We start from the raw sequence: 23,892 nt of genomic DNA, 5'->3' as shown, positions 1-23,892 counted from the left end.
TGCTAGCCTTAATATTTAAAACCACGATGCAGTGCAACAATTCCGCCTGTGAGGTTTTGGTATGTTGTTTGTTCAAAGCCCGCATCTTCCATCATCGCTTTTAATGTGTCTTGATCTGGATGCATACGAATAGACTCAGCTAAATACTTGTACGATTCACTGTCGTTAGCAACTAGCTTACCCATTGTTGGCAATAAATTAAATGAGTAAAAATCGTAAGCTTTACTAAGTACGTCATGCTCTGGTTTTGAAAACTCTAAAACAAGTAATCTGCCACCTGGCTTTAAAATACGGTACATAGAGCGTAATGCTTTGTCTTTATCGGTAACGTTACGTAAGCCAAAGGCAATAGTGATCACATCAAAGCTATTATCTGGAAATGGCAGCATTTCAGCATTCATTTGTACGTAGTCAATATTGCCTACTAAGCCAAGATTGTGTAGTTTTTCACGACCAACCTTAAGCATAGATGAATTTATATCGCCCAAAACAACTTGACCGGTCTCGCCAACTAGTTGACTAAATTTTGCCGTTAAGTCGCCAGTGCCGCCGGCTAAATCGAGTACATGATGGCCTTTACGAACACCTGAGCTTGCAATAGTTTGACGTTTCCATAAACGATGCACACCAAAAGACATTAAATCATTCATTACATCGTATTTTGCAGCTACTGAGTGAAATACATCAGCAACCATAGAAGCTTTATCGCCCTCGGCTACTGTTTTATAACCAAAATGCGTGGTCTTTTGTTCGGTTTCGTTCATGACTAATCTCTATCGTGACAATAGAGGTTAGTGTACTTTATTGTACGCAGTAGGTGCAATTTGAATATGATTTATCAGGTAATTTATTGCCCTGCAGTGTAGCTACTTTGCCCTAATGACCGCGCTTTAAAAGCCGCATGAGACGCTTTTTTAGCTAACTGGTTAAAATCATCTTCTTGTAGATGTTGAGCAATTCCTAGAGATAAGCCAATACTAGGTAACTTAATCCCTGTTTTTGAACTAACAAAGCGAAGCTTTTCGACTCCATTTCGGACTTTTTCAGCTATAACATTGGCTGTTTCTGGGTCTATATCGGCGAGTAAAACAGTAAATTGATCTTTAGCTGTGCGGCCAGGCAAGCCACTTTGAAAAACATATTTTTGCACTTGTTTAGCTACTTTATTCAAAATAACTTCACCAATTATATCACCGTAATTTTCAGTAAAGTGATCAAGGTTATCTATTTGAATCGCAATGGCGCAAATAGACTTTTTTTGATTAGTCCATACTTGAGTTTGTTGCGTTAAATAATGGCGTTTATAAAGCCCTGTTTGGCTATCAATAATATGTTGTTTACGAAGTTGATTTAGCTGCTTTTTTGTTTTTTCGTGTAGTTGTTTGGCTTTACTTAGTTCTTGCTTAAATTGCTTGTGTTGATTTAGTAATTCGGCGGTTTGATTATGAAGTACTTCAAGCGCTTGACGGCTTTGTTCTATGTTGTTCTCATCTAGTGAATGTACGCATTCGCTCACCTGACCCGCAAAGCGAATTATCTGTTTTTCAGTAGCTTGAGAGTTTTGAGAAAGTGAACTTATAACACCATCAACATTTTGAATCATGTTGACTTGCTCTGTGTGACCGGTATTTAAAAATTCAGCATGGAGCTGTTCAATTAAAACACTGTCTATATTATCTTCAACCGCAATAGCGCGGTCTAAGGCTTTGTTCAGCTCAAGGTTAGTTTGGCTAGTATAGGTATAAACAACTTGATAATTGAGCGGCGTAGGAGAAAGTGCATAGCGCTCTAAAAACACACACACTTTAGTCATCTTCTCTTGTGCAATAGCCATGGAATCATGGAACATCATTTTAAATACCAACTAAGTACGCATAAGTGCAAATTTTAAAATATCTCATTCCATGAGGCGGTTATGCGTCCGAGCTTTTTATTATTTTTTTATACAGTAATCATTATCCGCGCTATTTAAAAGCAAAAACGATAGTTAGGGAACTTAAATTTTACTTTAGCAGCCCAATCGCTGTTTTTCTCATCAATTCGGCTGGTTTTTACTTCTGTTAACGTATGTAGCATTATTTCAATATGCTAGTTTGTCTCATTTACTTGCTATTTCTTTAGCCTACGATAGTTTTATGCAATCTATTGCATCATCAAGTTAAATAATAATGAATCTTTTTTTACCAAAAACGCTTCGCCAAACGCTTCTTGGCATAACTGCTTTATGTTCGTTAAGTGCATGTCAAATAACCACACCCAATGCGGATGAGCAGTTTACTCAAGTAGCACAATCTATTGTTCAATATAGAGAAAGTATAAATCCTTATAGCAGTTCAAAAGGGGTTGATGGCTATTTACTTGCCAATTTATCGCCAGAATTTTTAGCAAAGCAGTACAAAAGTAATACTCAATTATTAGCAGACTTAGATGCCGTAGATGCAACTAAGCTTAGTGACGAAAATCAAATTAACTTAAGTATTATTCGTGCTCAGGTGCAAAATAGCGTTGACGAATATGTGTTTAATGCGCATTACATGCCGCTTACATCTGAGTATGGTTTTCACTCCGGTCTGTCGTACATCGTTAACAGTTCTCAATATAAAAAAGAGCAAGATTTAGAGACATACCTTGCACGTTTAGCACAAATCCCCCGCTTTTTTGGGCAAAATATATATTGGATGAAAAAAGGGCTCGAAACAGGTCTCACCCAACCAAAAGCAGTGTTAGAAGGATACGAAGACTCCATAAGTACTTATATTGTTGATGATGTAACTCAATCAGAATTTTATAAACCGTTTTTAGCTAACACTGCCAGTTTAAGTGAGAGTGACTTTTATGCACTTCAACAGCGAGCTAAAGTTGTTTTAAAAAATAAAGTAATACCAGCATATAAAGGCTACTTAACGTTTTTTACTGAGCAATACCAACCGGGCGCCCGCACAAGTATTGGTATTTCAGAAACCCCTAATGGCAAAGCTTTTTATAAAAATCGTGCTAAGCATTACACCACTACCGACATGACACCAAAAGAGATCCATGAGCTAGGCTTAAAAGAAGTTGCTCGCATTCGAGGTGAAATGGAAGCTGTAATAAAAGAAGTTGGTTTTAAAGGCTCATTTGCTGAGTTTATTCACTTTTTACGTACCGACCCACAGTTTTACGCAACAACACCAGAGCAACTTTTGAAAGAAGCATCTTACATTGCTAAAAAAATGGATGCACAGCTGCCTAAGTTATTTCATACCTTGCCGCGCAAACCTTATGGCGTGGCACCGGTACCCGCAAGTATTGCCCCTAAATACACAACAGGTCGGTATTCTGGCTCTAATCGAAATGATGAAGCTGGATACTACTGGGTAAATACTTACGCTTTAGATAAGCGCCCTCTGTATGTTTTAGAAGCATTAACGTTGCACGAAGCAGTGCCAGGTCATCATTTACAAATATCACTTAATGCAGAGCTTGAAAATTTGCCGAGCTATCGTCGTGATGCTTACCTTTCGGCATTTGGCGAAGGTTGGGGGCTTTACTCTGAATATTTAGGTTTAGAGGCAGGCTTTTATCAAGACCCATATAGCCGTTTTGGTCGCTTAACTTATGAAATGTGGCGAGCAGCACGTTTGGTTGTTGATACAGGGATGCACATGTATGGCTGGAGCCGCGAGCGAGCTATGAACTTTATGAGCGAGAACACCGCGCTTTCGCTGCATAATGTTAAAACAGAAACTGATCGTTATATATCTTGGCCAGCTCAGGCACTGTCATACAAAATTGGTGAGTTAACCATTAAACGTTTACGTGTTGAAGCAGAGCAAGCGCTTGGACCAAATTTTGATATTCGCGAATTTCATCATCAGGTTCTTCGCCATGGTTCAGTGCCCTTGTCAGTATTAGAAACACAGGTACGTTTATATATAAAAAATGAGTTAACTAAGCTGCAAAATTAGCTTTGTAGGGCTTATAAACCTTGAACAAACAAAGGTGTTGTGTCATTTTGACCGCAACACCTTTTTTATACCACAGACCTAGTAATGTAGTTTATTTTAGCGACTCCAATCGTCAAAATATTCACATACTACGCAATAGGTATTATCTAAAAATATAGCCATCAAGGGGCCTTAGATGAGCAATTTCATTATGTTTAGTATTGACGTATTTGCGAGTATTTTTATTATCGCACTTGGGTTAATTGTGCTTACTGTTATTATTTTTTACTTTCGCGATATAACACAAACAAAACATGCTATTAGGCGTAACTACCCAGTAATTGGCCGCTTTCGATATTTTTTTGAACGCCAAGGTGAATTTTTCAGACAATACTTTTTTGCTCTCGATCGAGAAGAAATGCCATTTAACCGCGCTGAGCGCAGTTGGGTTTACCGCGCAGCAAAAGATGTCGATCGCACCGCTGCATTTGGTTCAACACAAAGCTTAGAAGTGACGGGTACGGTTATGTTTATGAACTGTGCTTTTCCTACTTTAGATGAAGAAGCACTCGACCCGAGTAATGTTACTTTAGGTCCGTATTGTAAAACACCTTACACCACTAATTCGTTATTTAATGTGTCGGGCATGAGCTTTGGTGCGCTTTCAAAGCCTGCTGTGCGCGCTTTATCAAAAGGTGCTAAATTAGCGGGTTGTTGGATGAACACAGGTGAAGGGGGCTTAAGCCCCTACCACCTTGAAGGTGGCGCCGATCTGGTATTTCAAATTGGTACAGCTAAATATGGTGCCCGAGACGAGCATGGAAACTTAAGCACCGAAAAACTTAAAGAAATAGCAGCTCACGAACAAGTCAAAATGTTCGAGCTAAAAATGAGCCAAGGTGCAAAACCAGGTAAAGGCGGTATGTTACCAGGGCGCAAAGTTAACGCCGAAATAGCTAAAATTAGGGGTATTCCAGAAGGGCAAGATTCGATTAGCCCAAATGGACACCCTGAAATTAAAAATCCAGCCGATATTCTCGATATGATAGCCACTGTACGTAATGCCACAGGAAAACCAACAGGCTTTAAAGCCGTTATTGGTGATTACACCTGGTTAGAAACGTTATTTGCAGAAATTAATCATCGTGGCATTGAGTCGGCACCCGATTTTATAACAATTGATAGTGCTGATGGTGGTACGGGGGCTGCACCGCAGCCGCTTATGGATTCGGTGGGTTTACCTCTTCGCGAAAGCTTGCCGCTTGTAGTTAATATGCTTGAAAAGCACGGGCTTCGAGAACGCGTGAAAATTATTGCATCGGGTAAATTAATCGTTCCTTCAAAGGTTGCATGGGCATTAGCGCTCGGTGCTGATTTTGTTGTATCGGCTCGTGGTCATATGTTTGCACTGGGCTGTATTCAGGCAATGCAATGTAATAAAGATACCTGTCCAACCGGGATCACTACGCATAACGAGCGTTTGCAACGCGGCTTAAATGTAGCTGATAAAGCGCAACGAGTAGCTAACTATAATAAATATATTCATTACGGAGCCGGTTTAATTGCTCACTCATGCGGTGTAACAAGTGCACGTGAGTTGGCTCGTAAGCATGTACGTATAGTGCAAGAAAGTGGGCTTTCAGAGCCGCTTGATAAAATTTATGAAAACTACAAGTAAGCTTTAACTAACTAGAAGGCGCTTATAGCGCCTTTTTTAATGCTTGTTAGTTTAATTGGCTTATTAATAAACTAAAGAATGCTTCTTTGTTGTTGCATGTTTGTGCATTTAAAATAAGTTGCTCGCCTAGTGCTAATGTTTGTTTTTGCACTGTAAGGCGCGCATTGTCATCACTAATACTATCTATATCGCTTACGTGTGCAAGCCCAATAGTACGCCTAATTAACTCAGCACCACAGTAACCAACAGCATCTTGCAATACGTTTTTCATAAAGTATTGCGCATAGCCTACTGGCGCTAGTGATTCATCTGTTGTTTTAGTGCGTATTAATTCAAGCCATTGCTGCTCAAATAAACTATAGGTGTCTACGATACAGCTAAGTAAATGTGTTTGGTAATTACGACGTGCTACAAAGTCATCAATATGCCCTGCTTGTGCGCAGTAATTCAATAGCAAATTACCAATAAAAGAGCCAATATCGAAACCAATAGGCCCAAAAAAGCCAAACTCTGGGTCAATCATCTTTGTATTATTACAATCAACAAAAATGCTACCGCTGTGCATATCACCATGAAGTAATGTTTGCGGGTTAGATAAAAAATTAGCTTTTAGTTTTGCTATTTCTAACTTCAATGCGTTGTTTTTTTGTATTGCGTCAACTTCGTTTTGTAGTTGCTTTGGGTAGTTATTGCGTTCGTGCTCAATGTACGGATCGCTAAAAAATAAGTCTTCAGTGATTTGGCAAAGCTCAGGATTAGTAAATTGGCTAACGAGTGCTTTTTTAGTTTGCGCGGTTAAGTAAAAATCTGAATTATAAAAGCCGGTGTGGCTTAAGTAGGTCGCTACGTGCTGCGCTAATTTAGGGAATTGCTCTGCATTATTTTGTGCAGTACGCAATATTTGTAAATTACCTAAATCTTCTAAAATAGTCAGCGCTTGCATTTCACTATAATGTAAAACATTAGCAGTATAAGTAGGGCAAATAGCACCATGGTTAAGTAAAACTTGTGCTTCTATACGGGCTCTATCAAGCGTTAATGGCCACGACTCACCCACGCAACGCGCGTAAGGCAGAGCTTGCTTTAAAATAACACTATTGTTTTGCTCATCAGTAATTCTAAATACTAAATTAAGATTGCCATCACCAAACTCATATGCCGATAAGGTTTGTCCGGAATCAAAAAAATTACATTGTTTAGATTCAATTAATGTCGATACGTAATCGATAGCGCGCTGTGCATTAAAAGCAACATAGTTAGTCATGGTTTAAATCTCAAAAATCAGCTTTTAAGCATTCTATACTTTTAAATGTTTAGATGTCTACAAGTCTAACTTGAGAGTTATTCAAAGTGGTGTAAAATAACGTTACGCATTTTTAATACCTTAAGCATTATGCAAAACTTAATCGCAAGCAGTTTAAAATATGAAAACGGGTCGCTTAGTGTGCTCGACCAATATTTACTACCTCACCAGCAGGTATGGCATCAGTGCCATGATGTAGAAACCATGAAAGAGCTGATCATTAACTTAAAAGTGCGTGGAGCCCCACTAATTGGCTTAGGCGCGAGCTTGTTAGTGGCGTATTTAGCTGAGCAAGGGTTAGTGAAAAGTGAGCTTGAAAAAGCAATCAATGAACTAGAAGCCACTCGTCCAACGGCGGTTAATTTAATGCATTGTATGGCGGCATTGCGAAAAGCTTTAACGCAAAGCGATTATGTTGCCGGTATTGTTAGTACTGCTGAGCGGTTGTTTATTGAAGATATTGAGCTGTGTGAACGAATGGCAAATCGTGGTGCCGAGCTTATAAATAGTGGCGACAACATATTAACTCATTGTAATACAGGGGCGCTTGCAACCGCTGGTATTGGTACTGCACTAGGTGTTATTTACAAAGCGCAGCAAAAATATGGCAACGTACATGTGTGGGTTGATGAAACACGACCATTATTACAAGGCGGTCGCTTAACTGCCTTTGAGCTTGAGCGCTGGAAAATTCCGTACACACTAATTTGCGATAATATGGCGGCAAGTTTAATGGCTGCAGGCAAGGTAGATAAAATAGTAGTTGGGGCTGATCGTATTGCCGCTAATGGTGATTTTGCTAATAAAGTGGGCACCTATAATTTAGCCGTACTAGCGCATTTTCATAATATTCCATTTTACGTAGTCGCGCCTGTTACCACGCTTGATACCAATACTGCTTGTGGTAATGATATAGAAATAGAGCAACGTAATCCTCAAGAAGTGCGCGGAGTTAGCGGTAGCTTTGGCGAGGCTTTATGGGCACCCACTAACGCTAATGTATATAACCCTGCATTTGATATAACACCAGCAAAGCTGGTCACAGGGTGGGTGTTAGATACTGGCGTTTATAACCAAAGCCAAGTAGAAAGTGGCGAACTTTTAAAGCTTAAGTAATTTTGTAATATCCTTGGTCCACATTATGTTTATTAGTGTGGACCAAGGTTTTGAATGAATGGCTAACTTACGATAATAACGGAAATTGCTTGGCAATAGATGACTCCGTACTTTTTGCTACCCAGCCCTCTGTATTGTTAAATAAGCGAATGGCAGTGAACTCAGGGTCGCTTCCCATATCAAACCAATGCGGGGTAAGCTCTGGCACTGAAATTAAATCGCCTTGCTGGCAAAGTACCTGATAAACCTTATTGCCTAAATGCAGGCAAAATAGCCCTTGGCCTTTTACAAAAAAACGCACTTCGTCTTCACTATGAGTATGTTCAAATAAAAACTTTTTGCGCAGCTCTGATGCGCCAAGATTACCTTTAGCTAGAGATATTACGTCTACTGTTTGATAGCCATTTTCGGTTTTTAACCGATCTATATCGTTTTTGTACGCACTAATAATTTGTTCATGAGTAGTGTGCTCATTAATCTCTGCATTTGCTTGCCACTTTTCAAAACGTACGTTTACTTTAGCTAGTTGCTTTACAATATCATCAGCATTTGATGTGCTTACAAGTGCTTTGTTTGCATCGTTGTCGGCATACACCGTTAATTGGCTCATACCAATTGCTCCAATATAAATTGGCTAAAGTCATTAATATAAGGGTGTGCTTTAGTGCTTGCTTGCCCATCACGAATTAAATGTAGAGTTTTTAAGCCCGCAGCTTGTGCGGCATCAAGCTCGCCGGCTACATCACTTAAAAAGAGTATTTCTGCTGCTTTAAACGGTAACAGCTCAACAATAGTGTTATAGGCTGCTTGCTCTTGTTTTGCGCCAACTTTGGTGTCAAAAAAATCAGTAAATAAGCTGCGAATGTCGCCATAATCACTGTATTTAAAAAGTAGCTGCTGCGCTTTTACCGACCCTGACGAATACACATACAAAGCAGTATCGTTATTGTGCTGTGCTTGTAAAAAATCAAATGCATCTGGGTATAAATGACCTTTAAAATCACCGTGTTCATACCCTGTTTGCCAAATTAAGCCTTGTAACTGCTTAAGTGGAGTGATTTTTTTATCTTCGTCAATCCAGGTAAGTAAGGTGCTAATGACTTCTTCTATATCGGCGTTTGGCTTTTCGATAAGCGCTTTTACGGCATTAATTTGTTCGGCTACATCTGGCTTATTAGCATTGGCACGTACAAAGGTCGGTAATTGTTTTGCCGCGTAAGGAAACAACACCTCTTTAACAAACGAGATGCGGGTTATTGTGCCTTCGATGTCGGTTAAAATAGCTTTAATCATTTAGTTACTCCCGCTTGAATACCTACTATTTTTAGGCGCTCTAGTTCGCAACTAAATAAAAACTCTAAGGCTTCTAGGTGGCGGCGAACTTCATCAATATTGCGCCCTACAGCATATAAGCCATGACCACGTATAAGTACGCCATGCTCAATTGGTGTATGTAAATGATGGTCACTGACCAGCAGGCTTAATCGGTCAATATCTTGATCGTTATCGAAAATAGGAATGCTCAGCGTTTCTAAATGCGAAGTAAAGCCGCTCAGTGCTTTTTGCATTTCATAGCCTGTTAAATCAAGCTGATGCCTTTGGGTAATTTGCGACAGTACGGTGGCGGCTACAGAGTGAGTATGCAAAACACACTGTGCATCAGGTATAAGCTGATACAAACTTAGGTGTAATTGTGTTTCTGCCGATGGCTTTACAGCCCCACTTAGGCGTTCGCCTTGGTGGTCTAATTGCAAAAAATGCGCTTGCGTAAGTGAGCCTTTATCGTGCCCACTTGCCGTAACAACAAAGCCAGTGCTAGTACGAGCTGAAAAGTTTCCGCCTGTTGCGGGTACCCAGCCTTTTTGGCTAACCCATTTTCCGGCTTCAATAAGTTGTGAAATAGCGGTATTGTTTTGCATACATTCCTCACTAACGAGCGTAAAGTTAATTGTTTTTAGACGGCTATACTTCTGTTTTAAGCAATGATAGCATCGCTTTAAGCGCAAAACCATCATTAAGGGCATCACGTGTTTGAAAGTAAATTACCAAATTTAGGCGTTAGTATATTTAGCCAAATGAGTGGGTTGGCTAATGAGTTTTCAGCAATTAATCTCTCTCAAGGCTTTCCTGAGTTTGATGCTCCTGATCTTTTAAAAACACAGCTAAATTATTATGTTCAGCAGGGCGTTAATCAATATTCACCTTCAAGTGGTGTACCACGATTACAGCAACAAATTGCTGATTTAGCAAAGCGCAAATATGCCGCTAATATAAGCGCCGCAGAGCAGGTTACTGTTACCTCGGGTGCAACAGAGGCATTGTTTGTGGCTATTCAAACAATTGTGCGCCCCAGTGATGAAGTAATTGTATTTGACCCTGCATATGACTCCTACCAGCCGGCAATTGAACTTGCTGGTGGAAAGTCGGTACACATTGCTTTAAGTGCGCCAAATTACACTATTGATTGGCAAGTAGTAAGCCAAGCTATTACTAAAAATACCCGTGCAATTATTATTAATACGCCTCATAACCCAAGCGGTAAAATATTACAGCCACAAGATATAAAAGCGCTTAAAGAGTTAGTTGGTACTCACAATTTGTATGTAATAAGCGATGAGGTATATGAGCACATTACGTTTGATGAACAACCGCATTTAAGCGTATTACGCGATGATGAGTTATTTGCCAAAAGCTTTGTTATATCTAGTTTTGGTAAAACGTTTCACAGCACGGGCTGGAAAATGGGTTACTGTATTGCACCTGCCGATTTAGCTGTCGAATTTAGAAAAATTCATCAGTATGTTACGTTTTCAAGTTTTACCCCTGCACAACATGCGCTTGGCGATATGCTAGAGCAGCAAGGTGAGCATATAGATGAGCTAAGTCGGTTTTATCAGCAAAAGCGTGATTTATTAGCGAGCCATTTAAGTAACAGCCGTTTTAAAATTTTACCTAGCCAAGGCACTTACTTTTTATTGTTAGATTACAGTGATGTATCGGATTTAAACGATGTTGAATTTTGCCATTGGTTAGTAGAGCAAGCAGGTGTTGCGGCTATTCCGTTAAGTGTGTTTTATCAAAAGCCACCAACCGATAAAGTCATTCGTTTATGCTTTGCTAAAAACGACAACACTCTCATAGAGGCTGCGCAAATATTATGTCAACTTTAACTATTACAGCATTGCAAAGTTCGCTTCACTGGCTTGATAAAGACGCTAATTTAGCCATGTTTAATAAACAGCTTGAAGCAATTACTAATCAGCCGAATCTTATTTTACTGCCCGAAACATTTTCGACTGGCTTTGCTATTAATTTAGATTGTGCAGAGCCCGAAAGCGGTAAAGTACTTACTTGGTTAAAGGCACAGGCTCATAAACATAATGCGGTTATTGCCGGTTCGGTACTGGTTGCGCAAGGCAATAAAAAAGCCAATCGGTTTTATTGGGTAAAGCCCGACGGTGAGGTGAGTTATTACGACAAACGCCATTTATTTCGCTTAGGCAGTGAGGGCGATTACGTTGTAGCAGGGCAAGCGCGTAAAGTTTTTGAAATCAACGGTTTTAAACTATTACCACAGGTGTGTTATGACCTGCGTTTTCCGGTATTTCAACGTAATAATAACGACTACGATGTAATGATAAACGTAGCAAATTGGCCAGCTGTGCGCCGCCACATATGGGATACACTACTTATGGCGCGTGCAATGGAAAACCTGTGTTACGTAGTAGGCGTTAATCGTGTAGGGAATGATGGTAATGGTATTGCGCACAATGGCGGTACCGCAGTATACGACTTCAAAGGCGATGCATTAACTAAAGCGCAAGATAACACTGAGCAACTAGTTACTATCACGCTTGAAAAATCTCCACTGGATGAGTTTAAAGCAGCGTTTCCTGCCTATTTAGATGCCGACTCTTTTACATTAATATAAACACGTTAATTTAGCGCAGAGCCAATAAAGTGTTAAAATAGCCGCTGATATTTTTTGTTGGCGGCAAATTTCGTAATGAACACTTTAATCACTCCTGTAATTTTAGCTGGTGGCATAGGCTCTCGCTTGTGGCCGCTTTCTCGCCAAGCAATGCCTAAACAATTTTTACCACTACTAAATGAAAACATGTCATTGCTACAAAGTACGTTGGCGCGTGTTTCTAATGAGTTGTTTGATAATGCTATTTTAGTGTGTAACGAGCAGCACCGATTTATTGCCGCCGAGCAGGCTGAAAGCTCAATTCCTACTGCATTATTACTCGAACCTAAAGGTAAAAATACCGCGCCTGCCATCGCATTAGCCGCCCACTATGCACTGCAAAATGGGATTACCGGCCCGCTATTAGTGATGCCTGCCGATCATCATATTGAAAACTTTGATGTATTAACAGCTAAGCTCCCTGAAGCTGTAAAACTTGCTGAGCAAGGAAAGCTCGTGACGTTTTCGATTACTCCTACACAGCCGCATACTGGCTATGGCTATATAAAACAAGGCGCGGCTATTGCCGGTACGGGTTGTTACGATGTTGCTCAATTTAAAGAAAAGCCTGACTTAGATACAGCGAACCATTATTTAGCTCAAGGTGGTTATAGCTGGAATAGCGGCATGTTTTTATTTACCCCAGCAGCCTATTTAAAAGAGCTTAAGCGGTTTGCGCCAAAAATAGCAACGAGTGTCGCCGCAGCGGCACAATTTACTAAAGATTTAGGGTTTACCCGCCCAAGCAAAAGTGTGCTTGAACACTGCCCAAGCGATTCAATTGATTACGCCATTTTAGAGCGCAGTAATAACGTAGTTGTTATGCCTGTTGATTTAAAATGGAGTGATGTAGGTAGTTTTTCATCCCTTGATGCACTTACAAAAAAAGATGAAAACGGTAATAGTTTAAATGCTAATTATATGGCTCAAAAAAGCACTCATAACTTAGTTATTAACGAGGCTGAGCATACAATAGCCACGCTTGGAGTAAGTAATTTAGCGATTATTCATACTCATGATGCCACGTTAATCGCAAATCAAAATGAGCTGGACTCTCTGCCTTTGTTGCTCAAGCAAATTGCGACAAAACAGGCCGATAAACTTAATCATCATCAAGTGGTTTTTCGCCCATGGGGGAATTACCGTACTTTGGTTGAAGGCACAGGCTTTAAAGTTAAAAAAATTACTGTTAATAGCGGTGCTAAGCTTTCGACGCAGCGCCATCAGCATCGCGCTGAACATTGGGTGGTGGTTTCGGGTATTGCAAATGTATGTATTGATGAGCAAGCGTATACGCTAACGCATGACCAATCGTGTTATATCGCGGCTAAGCAAATTCATAGCTTGGCTAATAATCAAAAAGAGCCGTTAATTGTTATTGAAGTGCAAACCGGTACTGTACTTGATGAAAGCGATATAGAGCGATTTGATGATAAATATGGAAGGGGTTAAAAATAAAATTCATGCCAAAAAGGACGTTTCAATATTAATGAGTAAAGTCATTTATAAAATCACACCTGACGTGAATCATTATCGAGTCATATTTCCTGATGATGAAACTTTATGTGAATCTGAGTTATGGAAACCTAATACTTCTACAAAAGAGTCTACACTGATAAATTTTAGTGCCCATTATAATAATGAAAAAGAGACGCCGATAGGTGATATGACAGCAATAAATTTACAGGGTCTTGCTATAAGGGATCATGTAGCAAATGAATTGGCAGAGATTTTTGAAGATTCGGGAGAGTTACTGCCTTTCCATGTCGGTGATGATAATTGGTACTTTTATAATGTCACTCGAAAAATAGAGGGTATATTAAATGTTGAGATGAGTACTTTTATGCTGCCAAGTTTAAATATCGGATTACAAAAAGCGGTGTTCAAAAAAGAAAAACTACCAAAGCATAGCTGCATATTTAAAATGCCAGAAGACCGATTTGAAGGCACTTACGTTTTTGACTCTCGTGTAAATGATAAAGATATTACTTTAAACCTATTTTGTGCCTTGCAAGCCCATGGCTTTACTGGGCTTAGCTTTGAAGAGGTTGCGAGGTTTGATTAACCTAAAGTAAAATTTAAAAAACTTAAACGCTTTTTTAATTTCACTCTAACTGTCCTCGCACAAACTTTAAATATTGCTCTAAGCTGCGTTGCCACAGATCTAGCGCTTCATCAAGCATATCGTTATGTGGCTTTTTATCGAGTAAACGGCGCTCTATTTTTTTAAGCTCAATACCATAGCGATTAAAACCCAATTGCAGAGCGGTACTTGCTTGGCGATGTAAAAGCTTAATGCATTGCTCTGGCTGCTGATCTATTAATTTTTGACAGCGAATTAGTTTGTTACGCGCCGAAAGCACAAACTCATTATAAATCGACGATACTTCATCTTCACTAAACGAGCTGGTGAGTGTTTCGGCCGCTGTTTTGTCATACAACGTATCAATAAGCTCTACTGCAATACTCGCAGTTTGATTAGATTGAGAGTCGCTAAGTGCTTGGCGAAGCTTTTCGTGCTTAATAGGCTTGCCTACAATGTCTTTTATTCCTAATTCTAAATATTCTTTTACTTCGTCAGGGCTAAGGCTTGCAGTAAATGCGAGTACTGGCGTTCGTTGATTTTTATGATCAATGCGTTTTAGCCGTTTAAGTACTTCTTGGCCTGTTAAATCAGGTAGGTTCATATCAAGCAAAACAACATCGAAGTGGTGAGCTTGCATGAGCTCTATGGCGCTTTTCCCATCTTTTGCGAGCTTAATTTTGTGCTCATCGTCGGCCATAAATTCTATAGCAATTTTTTGATTTAAATCTAAATCTTCAACCAGTAGTACATCAAGACCTGTTAAGTAATCTTTAGTTTGATGGCGCTGCTCTACAAGGCTTAATTCACCTAAGGTAAAAGTAACGGTAAAGCTAAATACACTGCCGGTTCCAAGCTGGCTAGCTATTTCGAGTCGGCTACTGAGCTTTTCAAGTAGGCGACTGGTAATAGCTAAACCAAGGCCGGTCCCACCTTTCTCTTTTCCTGCACTGCTTTGTACGTAGGGCTCTGTTAAGTAAGCTATCTCATCATTTTCTATACCTGGCCCTGAATCTTTTACACTAATTTTTATAGTGTGCTCAAGTTGCTTTTCTAAAACTAAATCAACCTGAATTTTAACGGTTCCGTGGTCTGTAAACTTAATGGCATTACCCACTAAATTAATAATTATTTGCCTAAGTTTTTGCTGGTCGCAGTAATAACAGGCTTGCTCAGGAATATTACATATTAGTTCAAACTTGAGCTGTTTTTGCTCGGCGAGAGGACTTAGTAATAAGCATAAATTATTAAGCCATGTTTTAAACTCGACATCTTCTTCGTAAAGCGCTTCGTCACTTTGATCCAAACTTGCATAATCGAGTACTTTATCTACCAATAAATTAAGAGATTCGGCAGAATTTATAATCGCCTCGCAATAGGCTTTATTGCGGGTATCACTTGTTTGGTTCATAACAAGTTGGGCGCTGCCTAAAATACCGTTTAGCGGGGTGCGAATTTCGTGGCTTATAGTTGATAAAAAGAGCCCGCGTATTTCTAAATCTTTTTGTGCTTTATCGGCTAACTTATTGAGATGCTGCTCTCTGCGCTCATTACACAATAACGCCATACCTGCAGCATAAAACATGGGCGCAATTACGCCATTTAAAAATAGCAAAGAGCTAAACCAGCCGTTTACTAAAAGGTTTTTTTGTTCAATGTTATTCATAAATAACGAGCGGCCAATAAAGCTTAAAGCAACAAGCGTTAAAATGGTTATGTATACAATACTGCCATTAGGGTAGGGTTTGCGTGCACATTTAATAAATATAAACAGTAAAAAACCGGCTTCTGCTATGTGCTGTATATCGGATGCAATCACTCTTTCGTGTAAAGATGGGTCAATAAAGGTGTAATAGCCAAGCATTACAGTGCAAAAAGCGGTCACTGAGCAAAGTAATTTAAAACCAATACCGTGATAATTTAAAAACTGACTGAGCGATAAACAATGCACTATTGATGCGGCAAACATCATGCTACTAGCAGCGCTAATAATCACTAAATTATGTGTATCACCAACAAGAGTAAAGCCAATAACTGAGCCTAATAGCAATATGGGATAGAAAATATAAAGCAATGTGCCTGGAATTTGTTTGTTTGTTCGCCACGTCAAAAAGTTAAGTAAGGTCATTACAACCATGATGGCGATGCTGGCAAAATAAAGAGTGAAAGAGTCGAGCATTAATATTCCAGCAAAGTAGTTTTAAACTAAGATTATCAAAAGTATACACTTATACCAATTTTCAAAACAGATCACTTAAGTAAGCAAATTAGTATTAAATAAGCATGCAACACATACAAAAACAGACACCTAAGTGTCTGCTTTTAATTTTAAACTAAATATTTGATTAACGAATTTCATCAGGGATATTTTGCTGTGCCCAAGATAGGAGCTCAATACGGTTACGACATTTAGTTTTTCTAAATGCGCTATATAAATGTGTTTTAACAGTGTGTGGACTGATACTTAAATCTTCTGCGATCTCTTTATTCTTCGAACCTTTACTCATTAGTGAGATTATTGCTTTTTCTCGTTTAGTGAGTTTAACAGGCTCAATATCACCTTCAGTTAATTTATGCAGGGCATCTTTATTAAACTGAAGCATACGATTTAATGCATTACACATAATATCGCGACGATACCAAAGTTGATCTTCAAGTAGTAAGCGAATACCTTTCATTAATACATCGGCGTTATCTGTTGTGTAAAACACGCCACGAATACCGCTCAACAATGCACGGTTAGCAAGTTCAGGGTTTTCGTCTAGATTAAATAATATGATATCGCATTTAATACGTAGGTTTACTAGTTGTTCTTTTAGTTTTCCCCATGCATCCTTGCTTGATGTTTCAATAAACAAAAGTCGAGTCCCTTCAGGTATGTCTAAAATATTAGTACCTGTGGTTACGTCAAGGCCTTGCGTTTTTAACAAAGGTTCTAAAACGTTAATACCAATAGTGTTAATTGGCTCTTGATCTAATAACAAAAAGGCTGAACTGCTCATGTTTTTATACTCTTTTATAAAGCTGACTGACTGAGTTTATCACGACTTCCACACCTTTTGTATTAGAAAGTCGTTGATGTACTCAATAACAAATACGATATTACGATTATTTAAACATAAAATGTTGCAAATAAGTAACTATTTATTATTTATAACCATGAAAAACCATAACATTTGTAACTAATTAGTTGAGTGGAATAGTTTAGTGAAAATTTTAATTAATTTACTTTTTTTACATTTTGATAAGGTGGCCACCCCATCTCTTTACCGGCAAGCATGTGTAAATGTATGTGATAAACAGTTTGCCCACCATGTTCGTTACAGTTCATAACTACGCGGTATCCGTCCTCAGCAAAATTATGTTGCTTAGCTAATTTAGCTGCGGCTACGTATAAGTTGCCTACTAAATGTGAGTTTTCAGGATTTATATCATTTATAGTAGCAATTGCTTTTTTTGGGATAATTAATACATGAAATGGCGCTTGTGGGTTTATATCTTTAAATGCGAGAGTGTTTTCATCTTCGTAAATAATATCTGCCGGAATTTCACGATTAATTATTTTGGTAAAAATAGTTTCTTGGCTCATAGTGTGTTCCTAATTAAGTGTTGTGAATTTTAAGCTCACTAATGACAAACTTTCAAAGCAGTGTCAAACTGAAATCAAATAAAGGAGTTAATATGCTTAAACCAATTTTAATAAGTAGTGCAGTTGCATTATTAGTTAGTTTTTCGGCTAATGCTGAGAATATTCACTTTCCAGAAGAAATTGTACCACTGCAAGTGGGCGATAAAATGCTAGAAAGCTCTTTGTTTAGTCGTATTGACGATGTCGAGCTTGCTCCAGGGACCTATCAGCTTAGGCTAAAGTACACCGATTTATATGAAGATGATTATGACACGCATGAAGTTATAGAGTCGGAACCATTTTGGGTAAATGTAACTGTTGAAGCAGGTAAAGATTATACCTTAGTGTTTAATCGTGCTGAAAATGCGGTATCTGCAAAAGTATTTGCAGAAGCCCCTCAAGTGAGTTTAAAAGCAAAAAGTAGCGCTGTTGCTAAACCTTTAAGTGTTATTTCTAACACGCAGCTAGCAAGCAATAAACCGGCAATGCAAAATACAATGCCTGCAGGACCTTCTCGTCCTAGCCAACCAATAAAGCCAATAGCACCAATTACAGGTAAGGGCATGCCAAGTGCGCCGCAAATGCTTGATTTTTGGTGGCAGCAAGCCACGGCTACGGAGCGTAAAGCTTTTTTAGAAAAAGTGACAAAGTAAAAAACAGAAAAACAAAAGGGCCAAATTTGGCCCTTGTTAGTTTCTAATTAACGCTATTTATTCAAATAATGCGTCAATAGTACCTTGTGCAAGAGGGTGATACCCAGGGCGTGCTTTTAAGTACACGCTTTGTGCCCACTCTTTTTTACCGTTAGTGATAAGTGATTTGTATAACGGTACAATTAACTTACGACGGCCAATACCTGATAGGTGCTTATTAAGCGCAGGATAAATTGGTTGATAACCATTACCTACTGCTAGCATAAACCAAGCAAATGCACGTTCAGCATTCGTTGATTGCGTTAGGTTAAATTCACTATCAAGCTCGCTCATTTTCTCTATGCTTAAATCGCGTGGTAAGTTATTTAAAAAGTGTAGCCACTCATGCACAGACCAATCAGCTGTTGGTAGTTGAGCTGCTGTTGTGTCGCCTTTTAGCCATGCTGCTGTTGCAGTATCTACTTTATCAAATGCATCTGAAGTAGGGTTTGGCGCATCACTTGGTAAGCCTGGCTCAAAAATCCATTCGTTTACTTTATCCATACTTACAACACCGGGGTACTTCTCAATTAAGTTAGCTTTTAAGTAAGTAACAAATTGCGCGGTAGTAAGTGATTTAAACGAAAACTCTTTAAAGTACGCTTTTACAAACGGGTCAAACTTATCGCGGCCATATTTGTTTTCTAGATAGATTAAAAATAACTGACCTTTAGTGTAAGGCACTGAGCTAAACGCATCGTCTGGGTCGCGGCCATTAAGTTTTAAATTAAGGCGTGTATCTGGTGCATCAATTGTTTTAATTTGTGCGCGTAAAGACGCTGAATCAAGTGCTTGTTCCATAACCGCACGGTCACGACCAAATACTTCTTCCATAATGCGGTTTTCAACGTACGAGGTAAAACCTTCGTTTAACCATAAATCTTCCCACGTTGCGTTAGTTACTAAGTTACCTGACCAAGAATGAGCAAGCTCATGGGCAATAAGGTTAACTAAGCTTTTATCACCAGCAACAACCGTTGGAGTTATGAATGATAAGCGTGGATTTTCCATGCCACCAAACGGAAAACTTGGCGGTAACATTAATAAATCGTAACGACCCCAAGCATATTCGCCGTACATCGCGTTTGTTTTATCAATCATGGCTTGGGTGTCATCAAACTCAGCAACTGAGGCATCTAAAATTGTCGGCTCAGCAAATATGCCTGTTTGATGCGACATTGCTTTAAATTCTAAGTTACCTGCGCCAATAGCAATTAGGTAAGGTGAAATTGCTTGTGGCATATCAAAAATGTAATCGCCATCTTTATAAAGCGCATCTTTGTTATCGGCACTCATTACAGCACGTATATCTTTTGGTGTATGAATTCGTGCAGAGTAAGTTACACGCATTGCGGGTGTATCTTGCACTGGGATCCAACTACGTGCATGAATTGCTTGCGATTGGCTGTACATAAATGGATGCGTTTTACTTGCCGTTTGCGTGGGTGTTAACCATTGCAGGCCTGAAGCTTCTGGACGACTGTTGTAGTAAATACGAACTACTTCAGCTTGGTTTTTAAACACAATAGTAAGCTTTGAACCTTTAACGTCATCTCGCTTAGCTAAATCAAAAGTCGCCTTTTTCCAGTTACCACTTTGATCTTTGTACATTACTTTATCAATGTCTAAGTCGCGGGTATCAAGTACAAGCGTTCTACTTTTGCTGTTGTTCCACTGAAGAGTATGCTCAACAAAACCTTCTAACTGCTTGTCGGCAAAGTCGACATCTAAATCAAGGTTTAAGTGAGTAGTAACAACATCATCAAGGTTAGCATACGAGTTTTGGTCAATCGCATTAGCCATTGCTTGCGAACACATACCCGCCATAGCGAGGCTTAAAAAAAGAGGTTTAATTTTCATCATTACTCTGAACACAAATAAAAAAGTGCTGGTTTTATATCACGATTGGCACGGTGGGTTGAGTGATTTTTACAATCTAGTGCCACATTTGCGACGATGAGGTAAACTATTGCGATTAGTTACCGGTATTTTTAGAGAGCTTTGTGGCGCATTCATTACACTCCTTACATACATTCGCATTAAACAACCAATGCCAAAATTTTGTTGAAATTACTCAGCTTGAGCAACTTAAAACGCAAAGTTTTAGTACACCGTTTTGTTTGCTAGGCGAGGGCAGTAATACCGTATTTTTAAATGACTACATGGGTACGGTTATAAAAATAGCCTTAAAAGGGATTAAAATTACCGAGCGCGAGAGCGACACACTAATAACTATTGCCGCAGGCGAAAACTGGCATCAACTAGTCAGTTATTTATTAGAGAAAAATATACCCGGGCTTGAAAATTTAGCACTTATACCGGGCACAGTGGGTGCATCGCCGGTACAAAATATTGGTGCTTATGGCGTTGAGGTAGCTAAATTTATTGAGTTGGTAGAATACTTTGATATAACCACTAAAACTATGCACTCACTAAATAACGAGCAATGTGAATTTGCCTACAGAGACTCAATATTTAAACATGCCCTTAAAAATAAAGCGGTGATCACGCAAGTGCATTTAGCGCTTCCAAAAAAGTGGCAACCAGTATTAAGTTATGGCCCCCTGCAGCAGCTAGATATTATTACACCGCAAGCAGTGTTTGAGCAGGTTATAAAAACGCGTAATAGTAAATTACCAAACCCATATACATTGCCAAATGCGGGCAGTTTTTTTAAAAACCCAATAATTACTAACCAGCAGTTAGCTGAGCTATTAAAGCCGTTTGCAGATTTACCTCATTACGAATATGGGCAAAGCCATCACAAGGTCGCAGCAGGTTGGTTAATCGATCAAAGTGGTTTAAAAGGGCACCGCGAGGCCGGTGTAGAAGTGCATGAACAACAAGCGCTAGTGCTTGTTAATCACGGAAATAGTGAAGGTAGTGACCTAATAAAAATGATTAAACACATTCAGCAAGTGGTTTATATGCGCTACAACATTATGCTTGAGCACGAAGTACGTTTGATAGATTCGTGCAGCGAATGCCATATTAACGCGGAGCCTGAGCAATGAAAGCACCTGATGGAAACAAACTCGCTATTTTAAATGCACTCAACCAAGGAGGCTTTGTATCTGGGCAAGCCTTGGGTGAAAAGCTAGGAATTAGCCGAGCTGCGGTTAGTAAACATATTAAAACGTTACAAGAAATGGGCTTGGATATTTTTAAAGTGACTGGCAAAGGCTATTGTTTGAATAGTCAGGTGGGCCTTTTAAATAAAACGCAAATTGATCAACACTACAAAGCGCTAGGTGATAATACGGCCAATGTAGAAGTACACCCTATTATAGATTCGACCAACAGTGAGCTTATGCGCCGTATACAGGTTAAAACAGCGCTTGAGTCTGGGACTGTTATTGTTGCTGAAATGCAGCAAGCAGGGCGCGGCCGACGCGGCCGTGTTTGGCAATCCCCATTCGGCGCTAATTTGTATTACAGTTACTTTTGGCGTTTAGATGACGGGCTTCAAGCTGCAATGGGTGTATCAATTGCAGTAGGCCTTGCAGTTTATGATGCAATTAAAGCGTTATACCAAATTGACGTAGAGCTTAAATGGCCTAACGATATTTATATAAATAAGCAAAAGCTTGCAGGTGTATTAGTTGAACTCGACGGACAGCCGCAAGGTCCTTGTCAGCTTGTGATTGGTATAGGTATCAACTTACAAATGCCAGACAGCTTTAGCCAACATATAGACCAAGCGTGGACCGACTTAAATCAACATACCCAACAGCTAGATAAAAACCAGCTAGTGGCATCGCTTACTCATCATTTAGAGCAGCGTTTAGTGCAGTATCGTCAAACAGGTTTGCAAAATATGTATGAGCAATGGAATTCACTCAATGCATTTGCTGGTGATTATGTTGAGCTTAATACAGGGCACCGAAGCTGGCGTGGAATATGTGAAGGTATTGACCCACAAGGTGGAATACGAATTCGCCAAGATGGTGAAGTAAAAAGTTATTACGGTGGGGAAGTCTCCCTCAGAAAGGCGCAAGTATGAGATTACTGATCGACGTAGGAAATACATCACTAAAAGCTGTGCTGTGGGATAACGATCAAGCACAACCAGCAGATATAAATAACCTACCTTGGTTGCAAATAACCGAAGTGATTTATGCGTGCGTAGGGCGCAGTGATTTATTAAACGATATTCTAACGCAAGCGGCTAGCAATAATATTACTTGCTTTGAAGCCAAAGTAACCAAAACGCTTGGAGATCTTGTATGCGCTTACGAGCACGTAGGTAACTTAGGCATCGACAGGTGGCTTGCGCTTATTGCAGGCTTTACATTATACCCACATAAAGCATGCATTGTTGTTGATGCAGGTACTGCGACAACAATTGATGTGCTTGATAATGAAGGTAAGCATTTAGGCGGCTGGATTTTACCTGGGCTTGATTTAATGACCTCATCACTTACACAAAACACCCAACGTGTTTTTGATGACGGTAAAACACCATTTACTAATGAATTGGGTAAAAACACGCCAAACGGTTTAAAAAATGGTGCTTTAGTGGCAACCATCGGTGCAATTGAGCAAGCTAAGCTGAATTTAACGGCTCAAAAAACAGAACAAGCACCACAAATTATTTTTGCTGGTGGCTATGGCTCGCTATTGCAACAGCAATTTGCAGGAAGTATTTTTGATTCATTGTTAGTAATGAAGGGCTTAAATTATTGGTATGAATTAACCGAAACAGTATAAAAAAGTGCAAAAAACGTGTTTTCGCGTGAATATTGAGCATTTAAACTAAAAATTTACACTTTTTTTAATTTTATTGTTGCATCCCAATAAACCTTACTCTAATATCTCGCCCCGTACTAAAGCAGTGCCGACTTAGCTCAGCTGGTAGAGCAACTGACTTGTAATCAGTAGGTCAACCGTTCGACTCGGTTAGTCGGCACCACTTTCCTTTTACCGGAAGTGAATTAGTAGAGAATTATCGTGGAGGGGTTCCCGAGCGGCCAAAGGGATCAGACTGTAAATCTGACGGCTCAGCCTTCGCTGGTTCGAATCCAGCTCCCTCCACCACTTTATTCTTGACGGTTAGAGGTAGTTTAAGAACAGATTTTTATGCGGGCATCGTATAATGGCTATTACCTCAGCCTTCCAAGCTGATGATGCGGGTTCGATTCCCGCTGCCCGCTCCAGTTCTTGTGTTGCTGATATAGCTCAGTTGGTAGAGCGCACCCTTGGTAAGGGTGAGGTCGGCAGTTCGACTCTGCCTATCAGCACCAGTCCTAAGAATCTCCTTGATTACTTCCTTTATCTGTCAGAAAATACTATTTGAAAAAATTAACTTAATCTACCTATGGTGGATTATTTTCATATGTAATTTAGATACACAAAACTGATAGGTTCCGTCATGGCAAAAGAAAAGTTTGAACGCGTAAAACCGCACGTAAACGTTGGTACAATCGGCCACGTTGACCACGGTAAAACTACACTAACTGCAGCAATCACTAACGTACTTGCAAAAGTATACGGCGG

22 protein-coding genes and 4 tRNA genes are annotated in these 23,892 nt (G+C 39.5%); 16 read left to right on the top strand and 10 right to left on the bottom strand.

What is annotated here, in order from left to right; translation table 11 throughout:
• Positions 1–8: 8 nt before the first annotated feature.
• On the bottom strand, positions 9–764 hold the full coding sequence (gene ubiE, locus H5126_RS14895; protein ID WP_024597074.1) for a bifunctional demethylmenaquinone methyltransferase/2-methoxy-6-polyprenyl-1,4-benzoquinol methylase UbiE: 756 nt from the start codon (positions 762–764) through the stop codon (positions 9–11).
• An 83-nt stretch (positions 765–847) separates the two neighbouring features.
• Complete coding sequence (locus H5126_RS14890; RefSeq protein ID WP_004334947.1) at positions 848–1,834, bottom strand: GGDEF domain-containing protein; 987 nt, start codon at positions 1,832–1,834, stop codon at positions 848–850.
• A 334-nt stretch (positions 1,835–2,168) separates the two neighbouring features.
• Here H5126_RS14890 and H5126_RS14885 point away from each other — a divergent pair, with 334 nt between their 5' ends.
• Entirely contained in the window at positions 2,169–3,947 is a 1,779-nt protein-coding gene (locus tag H5126_RS14885; protein ID WP_182721083.1) for a DUF885 family protein, read from the top strand.
• 175 nt (positions 3,948–4,122) lie between these two features.
• Positions 4,123–5,604, top strand: coding sequence for an FMN-binding glutamate synthase family protein (locus H5126_RS14880; protein WP_182721082.1), 1,482 nt, complete (start codon positions 4,123–4,125; stop codon positions 5,602–5,604).
• Positions 5,605–5,650: 46 nt separating this feature from the next.
• Here the strand turns inward: H5126_RS14880 and mtnK are convergent, their stop codons facing one another.
• The gene (gene mtnK, locus H5126_RS14875; protein WP_182682781.1) at positions 5,651–6,868 is read right to left on the bottom strand and encodes an S-methyl-5-thioribose kinase; all 1,218 of its coding nucleotides are present in this window, start codon (positions 6,866–6,868) and stop codon (positions 5,651–5,653) included.
• A gap of 129 nt (positions 6,869–6,997) precedes the next feature.
• Between mtnK and mtnA the strand changes: the two genes are divergently transcribed.
• Positions 6,998–8,023: an S-methyl-5-thioribose-1-phosphate isomerase gene (gene mtnA / locus H5126_RS14870; protein WP_182721081.1), complete on the top strand. Its 1,026-nt coding sequence runs from the start codon at positions 6,998–7,000 to the stop codon at positions 8,021–8,023.
• Between the two features lie 67 nt (positions 8,024–8,090).
• On the opposite strand, the gene H5126_RS14865 is transcribed toward mtnA, so the two are convergent.
• From H5126_RS14865 to H5126_RS14855, 3 genes are read right to left on the bottom strand one after another with little or no spacing between them, the layout of a single operon-like run.
• Entirely contained in the window at positions 8,091–8,633 is a 543-nt protein-coding gene (locus tag H5126_RS14865) for an acireductone dioxygenase (protein ID WP_182721080.1), read from the bottom strand.
• On the bottom strand, positions 8,630–9,316 hold the full coding sequence (gene mtnC, locus H5126_RS14860) for an acireductone synthase (protein WP_182721079.1): 687 nt from the start codon (positions 9,314–9,316) through the stop codon (positions 8,630–8,632). The genes H5126_RS14865 and mtnC overlap by 4 nt, the downstream gene beginning before the upstream one ends.
• Positions 9,313–9,942 carry a methylthioribulose 1-phosphate dehydratase gene (locus tag H5126_RS14855; RefSeq protein ID WP_182721078.1) on the bottom strand — a complete coding sequence of 210 codons (630 nt, stop codon included), beginning with the start codon at positions 9,940–9,942 and terminating at the stop codon, positions 9,313–9,315. The genes mtnC and H5126_RS14855 overlap by 4 nt, the downstream gene beginning before the upstream one ends.
• Before the next feature lie 108 nt (positions 9,943–10,050).
• Between H5126_RS14855 and H5126_RS14850 the strand changes: the two genes are divergently transcribed.
• The 4 genes from H5126_RS14850 to H5126_RS14835 all read left to right on the top strand — a co-directional run bounded on the left by H5126_RS14850 (position 10,051) and on the right by H5126_RS14835 (position 14,058).
• Positions 10,051–11,193 carry a methionine aminotransferase gene (locus tag H5126_RS14850; RefSeq protein ID WP_182721077.1) on the top strand — a complete coding sequence of 381 codons (1,143 nt, stop codon included), beginning with the start codon at positions 10,051–10,053 and terminating at the stop codon, positions 11,191–11,193.
• Positions 11,181–11,954 (top strand): amidohydrolase, encoded by a 774-nt coding sequence (locus tag H5126_RS14845; RefSeq protein WP_182721076.1) that lies wholly within the window; start codon positions 11,181–11,183, stop codon positions 11,952–11,954. Before H5126_RS14850 ends, H5126_RS14845 begins: the two co-directional genes overlap by 13 nt.
• A 75-nt stretch (positions 11,955–12,029) precedes the next feature.
• Positions 12,030–13,445: a mannose-1-phosphate guanylyltransferase/mannose-6-phosphate isomerase gene (locus tag H5126_RS14840; RefSeq protein WP_182721075.1), complete on the top strand. Its 1,416-nt coding sequence runs from the start codon at positions 12,030–12,032 to the stop codon at positions 13,443–13,445.
• The gene (locus tag H5126_RS14835) at positions 13,423–14,058 is read left to right on the top strand and encodes a hypothetical protein (protein WP_259397996.1); all 636 of its coding nucleotides are present in this window, start codon (positions 13,423–13,425) and stop codon (positions 14,056–14,058) included. Before H5126_RS14840 ends, H5126_RS14835 begins: the two co-directional genes overlap by 23 nt.
• Before the next feature lie 40 nt (positions 14,059–14,098).
• Here the strand turns inward: H5126_RS14835 and H5126_RS14830 are convergent, their stop codons facing one another.
• The 3 genes from H5126_RS14830 to H5126_RS14820 all read right to left on the bottom strand — a co-directional run bounded on the left by H5126_RS14830 (position 14,099) and on the right by H5126_RS14820 (position 17,665).
• Positions 14,099–16,255, bottom strand: a complete 2,157-nt coding sequence (locus H5126_RS14830; RefSeq protein ID WP_182721074.1) for a response regulator — start codon at positions 16,253–16,255, stop codon at positions 14,099–14,101.
• A gap of 166 nt (positions 16,256–16,421) precedes the next feature.
• A complete protein-coding gene (locus H5126_RS14825; protein ID WP_004334929.1) occupies positions 16,422–17,078 on the bottom strand; it encodes a response regulator transcription factor in 657 nt (218 codons plus the stop codon).
• Between the two features lie 218 nt (positions 17,079–17,296).
• A complete protein-coding gene (locus H5126_RS14820) occupies positions 17,297–17,665 on the bottom strand; it encodes a histidine triad nucleotide-binding protein (RefSeq protein ID WP_024597062.1) in 369 nt (122 codons plus the stop codon).
• A gap of 92 nt (positions 17,666–17,757) precedes the next feature.
• Here H5126_RS14820 and H5126_RS14815 point away from each other — a divergent pair, with 92 nt between their 5' ends.
• Positions 17,758–18,357, top strand: a complete 600-nt coding sequence (locus tag H5126_RS14815) for a DUF2057 domain-containing protein (RefSeq protein WP_169044554.1) — start codon at positions 17,758–17,760, stop codon at positions 18,355–18,357.
• A gap of 57 nt (positions 18,358–18,414) precedes the next feature.
• Here H5126_RS14815 and H5126_RS14810 read toward each other — a convergent pair whose 3' ends face one another.
• On the bottom strand, positions 18,415–20,256 hold the full coding sequence (locus tag H5126_RS14810) for a M1 family metallopeptidase (protein WP_024599730.1): 1,842 nt from the start codon (positions 20,254–20,256) through the stop codon (positions 18,415–18,417).
• Between the two features lie 143 nt (positions 20,257–20,399).
• On the opposite strand from H5126_RS14810, the gene murB reads away from it, so the two are divergent.
• The 8 genes from murB to H5126_RS14770 all read left to right on the top strand — a co-directional run.
• On the top strand, positions 20,400–21,410 hold the full coding sequence (gene murB, locus H5126_RS14805; RefSeq protein ID WP_182721073.1) for a UDP-N-acetylmuramate dehydrogenase: 1,011 nt from the start codon (positions 20,400–20,402) through the stop codon (positions 21,408–21,410).
• Entirely contained in the window at positions 21,407–22,399 is a 993-nt protein-coding gene (gene birA / locus H5126_RS14800; RefSeq protein WP_182721072.1) for a bifunctional biotin--[acetyl-CoA-carboxylase] ligase/biotin operon repressor BirA, read from the top strand. The genes murB and birA overlap by 4 nt, the downstream gene beginning before the upstream one ends.
• Positions 22,396–23,106 (top strand): type III pantothenate kinase, encoded by a 711-nt coding sequence (locus H5126_RS14795; protein WP_024597283.1) that lies wholly within the window; start codon positions 22,396–22,398, stop codon positions 23,104–23,106. Before birA ends, H5126_RS14795 begins: the two co-directional genes overlap by 4 nt.
• Positions 23,107–23,232: 126 nt before the next feature.
• Positions 23,233–23,308: transfer RNA gene (locus H5126_RS14790), tRNA-Thr, on the top strand.
• Between the two features lie 40 nt (positions 23,309–23,348).
• Positions 23,349–23,433: transfer RNA gene (locus H5126_RS14785), tRNA-Tyr, on the top strand.
• Between the two features lie 44 nt (positions 23,434–23,477).
• A tRNA-Gly gene (locus H5126_RS14780) sits at positions 23,478–23,552 on the top strand.
• Between the two features lie 11 nt (positions 23,553–23,563).
• Positions 23,564–23,639 (top strand) — tRNA-Thr (locus tag H5126_RS14775).
• 128 nt (positions 23,640–23,767) lie between these two features.
• Positions 23,768–23,892 (top strand): GTP-binding protein (locus H5126_RS14770; protein WP_033023824.1); only part of this gene is annotated, 125 nt, incomplete at its 3' end.

Source organism: Pseudoalteromonas sp. SG45-3, from assembly GCF_014164075.1.
Classification (GTDB): domain Bacteria; phylum Pseudomonadota; class Gammaproteobacteria; order Enterobacterales; family Alteromonadaceae; genus Pseudoalteromonas; species Pseudoalteromonas distincta.
Note: the sequence above shows the minus strand (reverse complement) of the source record. Positions and strands in the feature narration are given on the sequence as shown.

Bases quoted from the DNA above. Each gene is read 5' to 3' on its own strand.
- ubiE (WP_024597074.1), bottom strand. From the start codon at position 764: ATGAACGAAACCGAACAAAAGACCACGCATTTTGGTTATAAAACAGTA.
- H5126_RS14890 (WP_004334947.1), bottom strand. From the start codon at position 1,834: ATGGCTATTGCACAAGAGAAGATGACTAAAGTGTGTGTGTTTTTAGAG.
- H5126_RS14885 (WP_182721083.1), top strand. From the start codon at position 2,169: ATGAATCTTTTTTTACCAAAAACGCTTCGCCAAACGCTTCTTGGCATA.
- H5126_RS14880 (WP_182721082.1), top strand. From the start codon at position 4,123: ATGAGCAATTTCATTATGTTTAGTATTGACGTATTTGCGAGTATTTTT.
- mtnK (WP_182682781.1), bottom strand. From the start codon at position 6,868: ATGACTAACTATGTTGCTTTTAATGCACAGCGCGCTATCGATTACGTA.
- mtnA (WP_182721081.1), top strand. From the start codon at position 6,998: ATGCAAAACTTAATCGCAAGCAGTTTAAAATATGAAAACGGGTCGCTT.
- H5126_RS14865 (WP_182721080.1), bottom strand. From the start codon at position 8,633: ATGAGCCAATTAACGGTGTATGCCGACAACGATGCAAACAAAGCACTT.
- mtnC (WP_182721079.1), bottom strand. From the start codon at position 9,316: ATGATTAAAGCTATTTTAACCGACATCGAAGGCACAATAACCCGCATC.
- H5126_RS14855 (WP_182721078.1), bottom strand. From the start codon at position 9,942: ATGCAAAACAATACCGCTATTTCACAACTTATTGAAGCCGGAAAATGG.
- H5126_RS14845 (WP_182721076.1), top strand. From the start codon at position 11,181: ATGTCAACTTTAACTATTACAGCATTGCAAAGTTCGCTTCACTGGCTT.
- H5126_RS14840 (WP_182721075.1), top strand. From the start codon at position 12,030: ATGAACACTTTAATCACTCCTGTAATTTTAGCTGGTGGCATAGGCTCT.
- H5126_RS14835 (WP_259397996.1), top strand. From the start codon at position 13,423: ATGATAAATATGGAAGGGGTTAAAAATAAAATTCATGCCAAAAAGGAC.
- H5126_RS14830 (WP_182721074.1), bottom strand. From the start codon at position 16,255: ATGCTCGACTCTTTCACTCTTTATTTTGCCAGCATCGCCATCATGGTT.
- H5126_RS14825 (WP_004334929.1), bottom strand. From the start codon at position 17,078: ATGAGCAGTTCAGCCTTTTTGTTATTAGATCAAGAGCCAATTAACACT.
- H5126_RS14820 (WP_024597062.1), bottom strand. From the start codon at position 17,665: ATGAGCCAAGAAACTATTTTTACCAAAATAATTAATCGTGAAATTCCG.
- H5126_RS14815 (WP_169044554.1), top strand. From the start codon at position 17,758: ATGCTTAAACCAATTTTAATAAGTAGTGCAGTTGCATTATTAGTTAGT.
- H5126_RS14810 (WP_024599730.1), bottom strand. From the start codon at position 20,256: ATGAAAATTAAACCTCTTTTTTTAAGCCTCGCTATGGCGGGTATGTGT.
- birA (WP_182721072.1), top strand. From the start codon at position 21,407: ATGAAAGCACCTGATGGAAACAAACTCGCTATTTTAAATGCACTCAAC.
- H5126_RS14795 (WP_024597283.1), top strand. From the start codon at position 22,396: ATGAGATTACTGATCGACGTAGGAAATACATCACTAAAAGCTGTGCTG.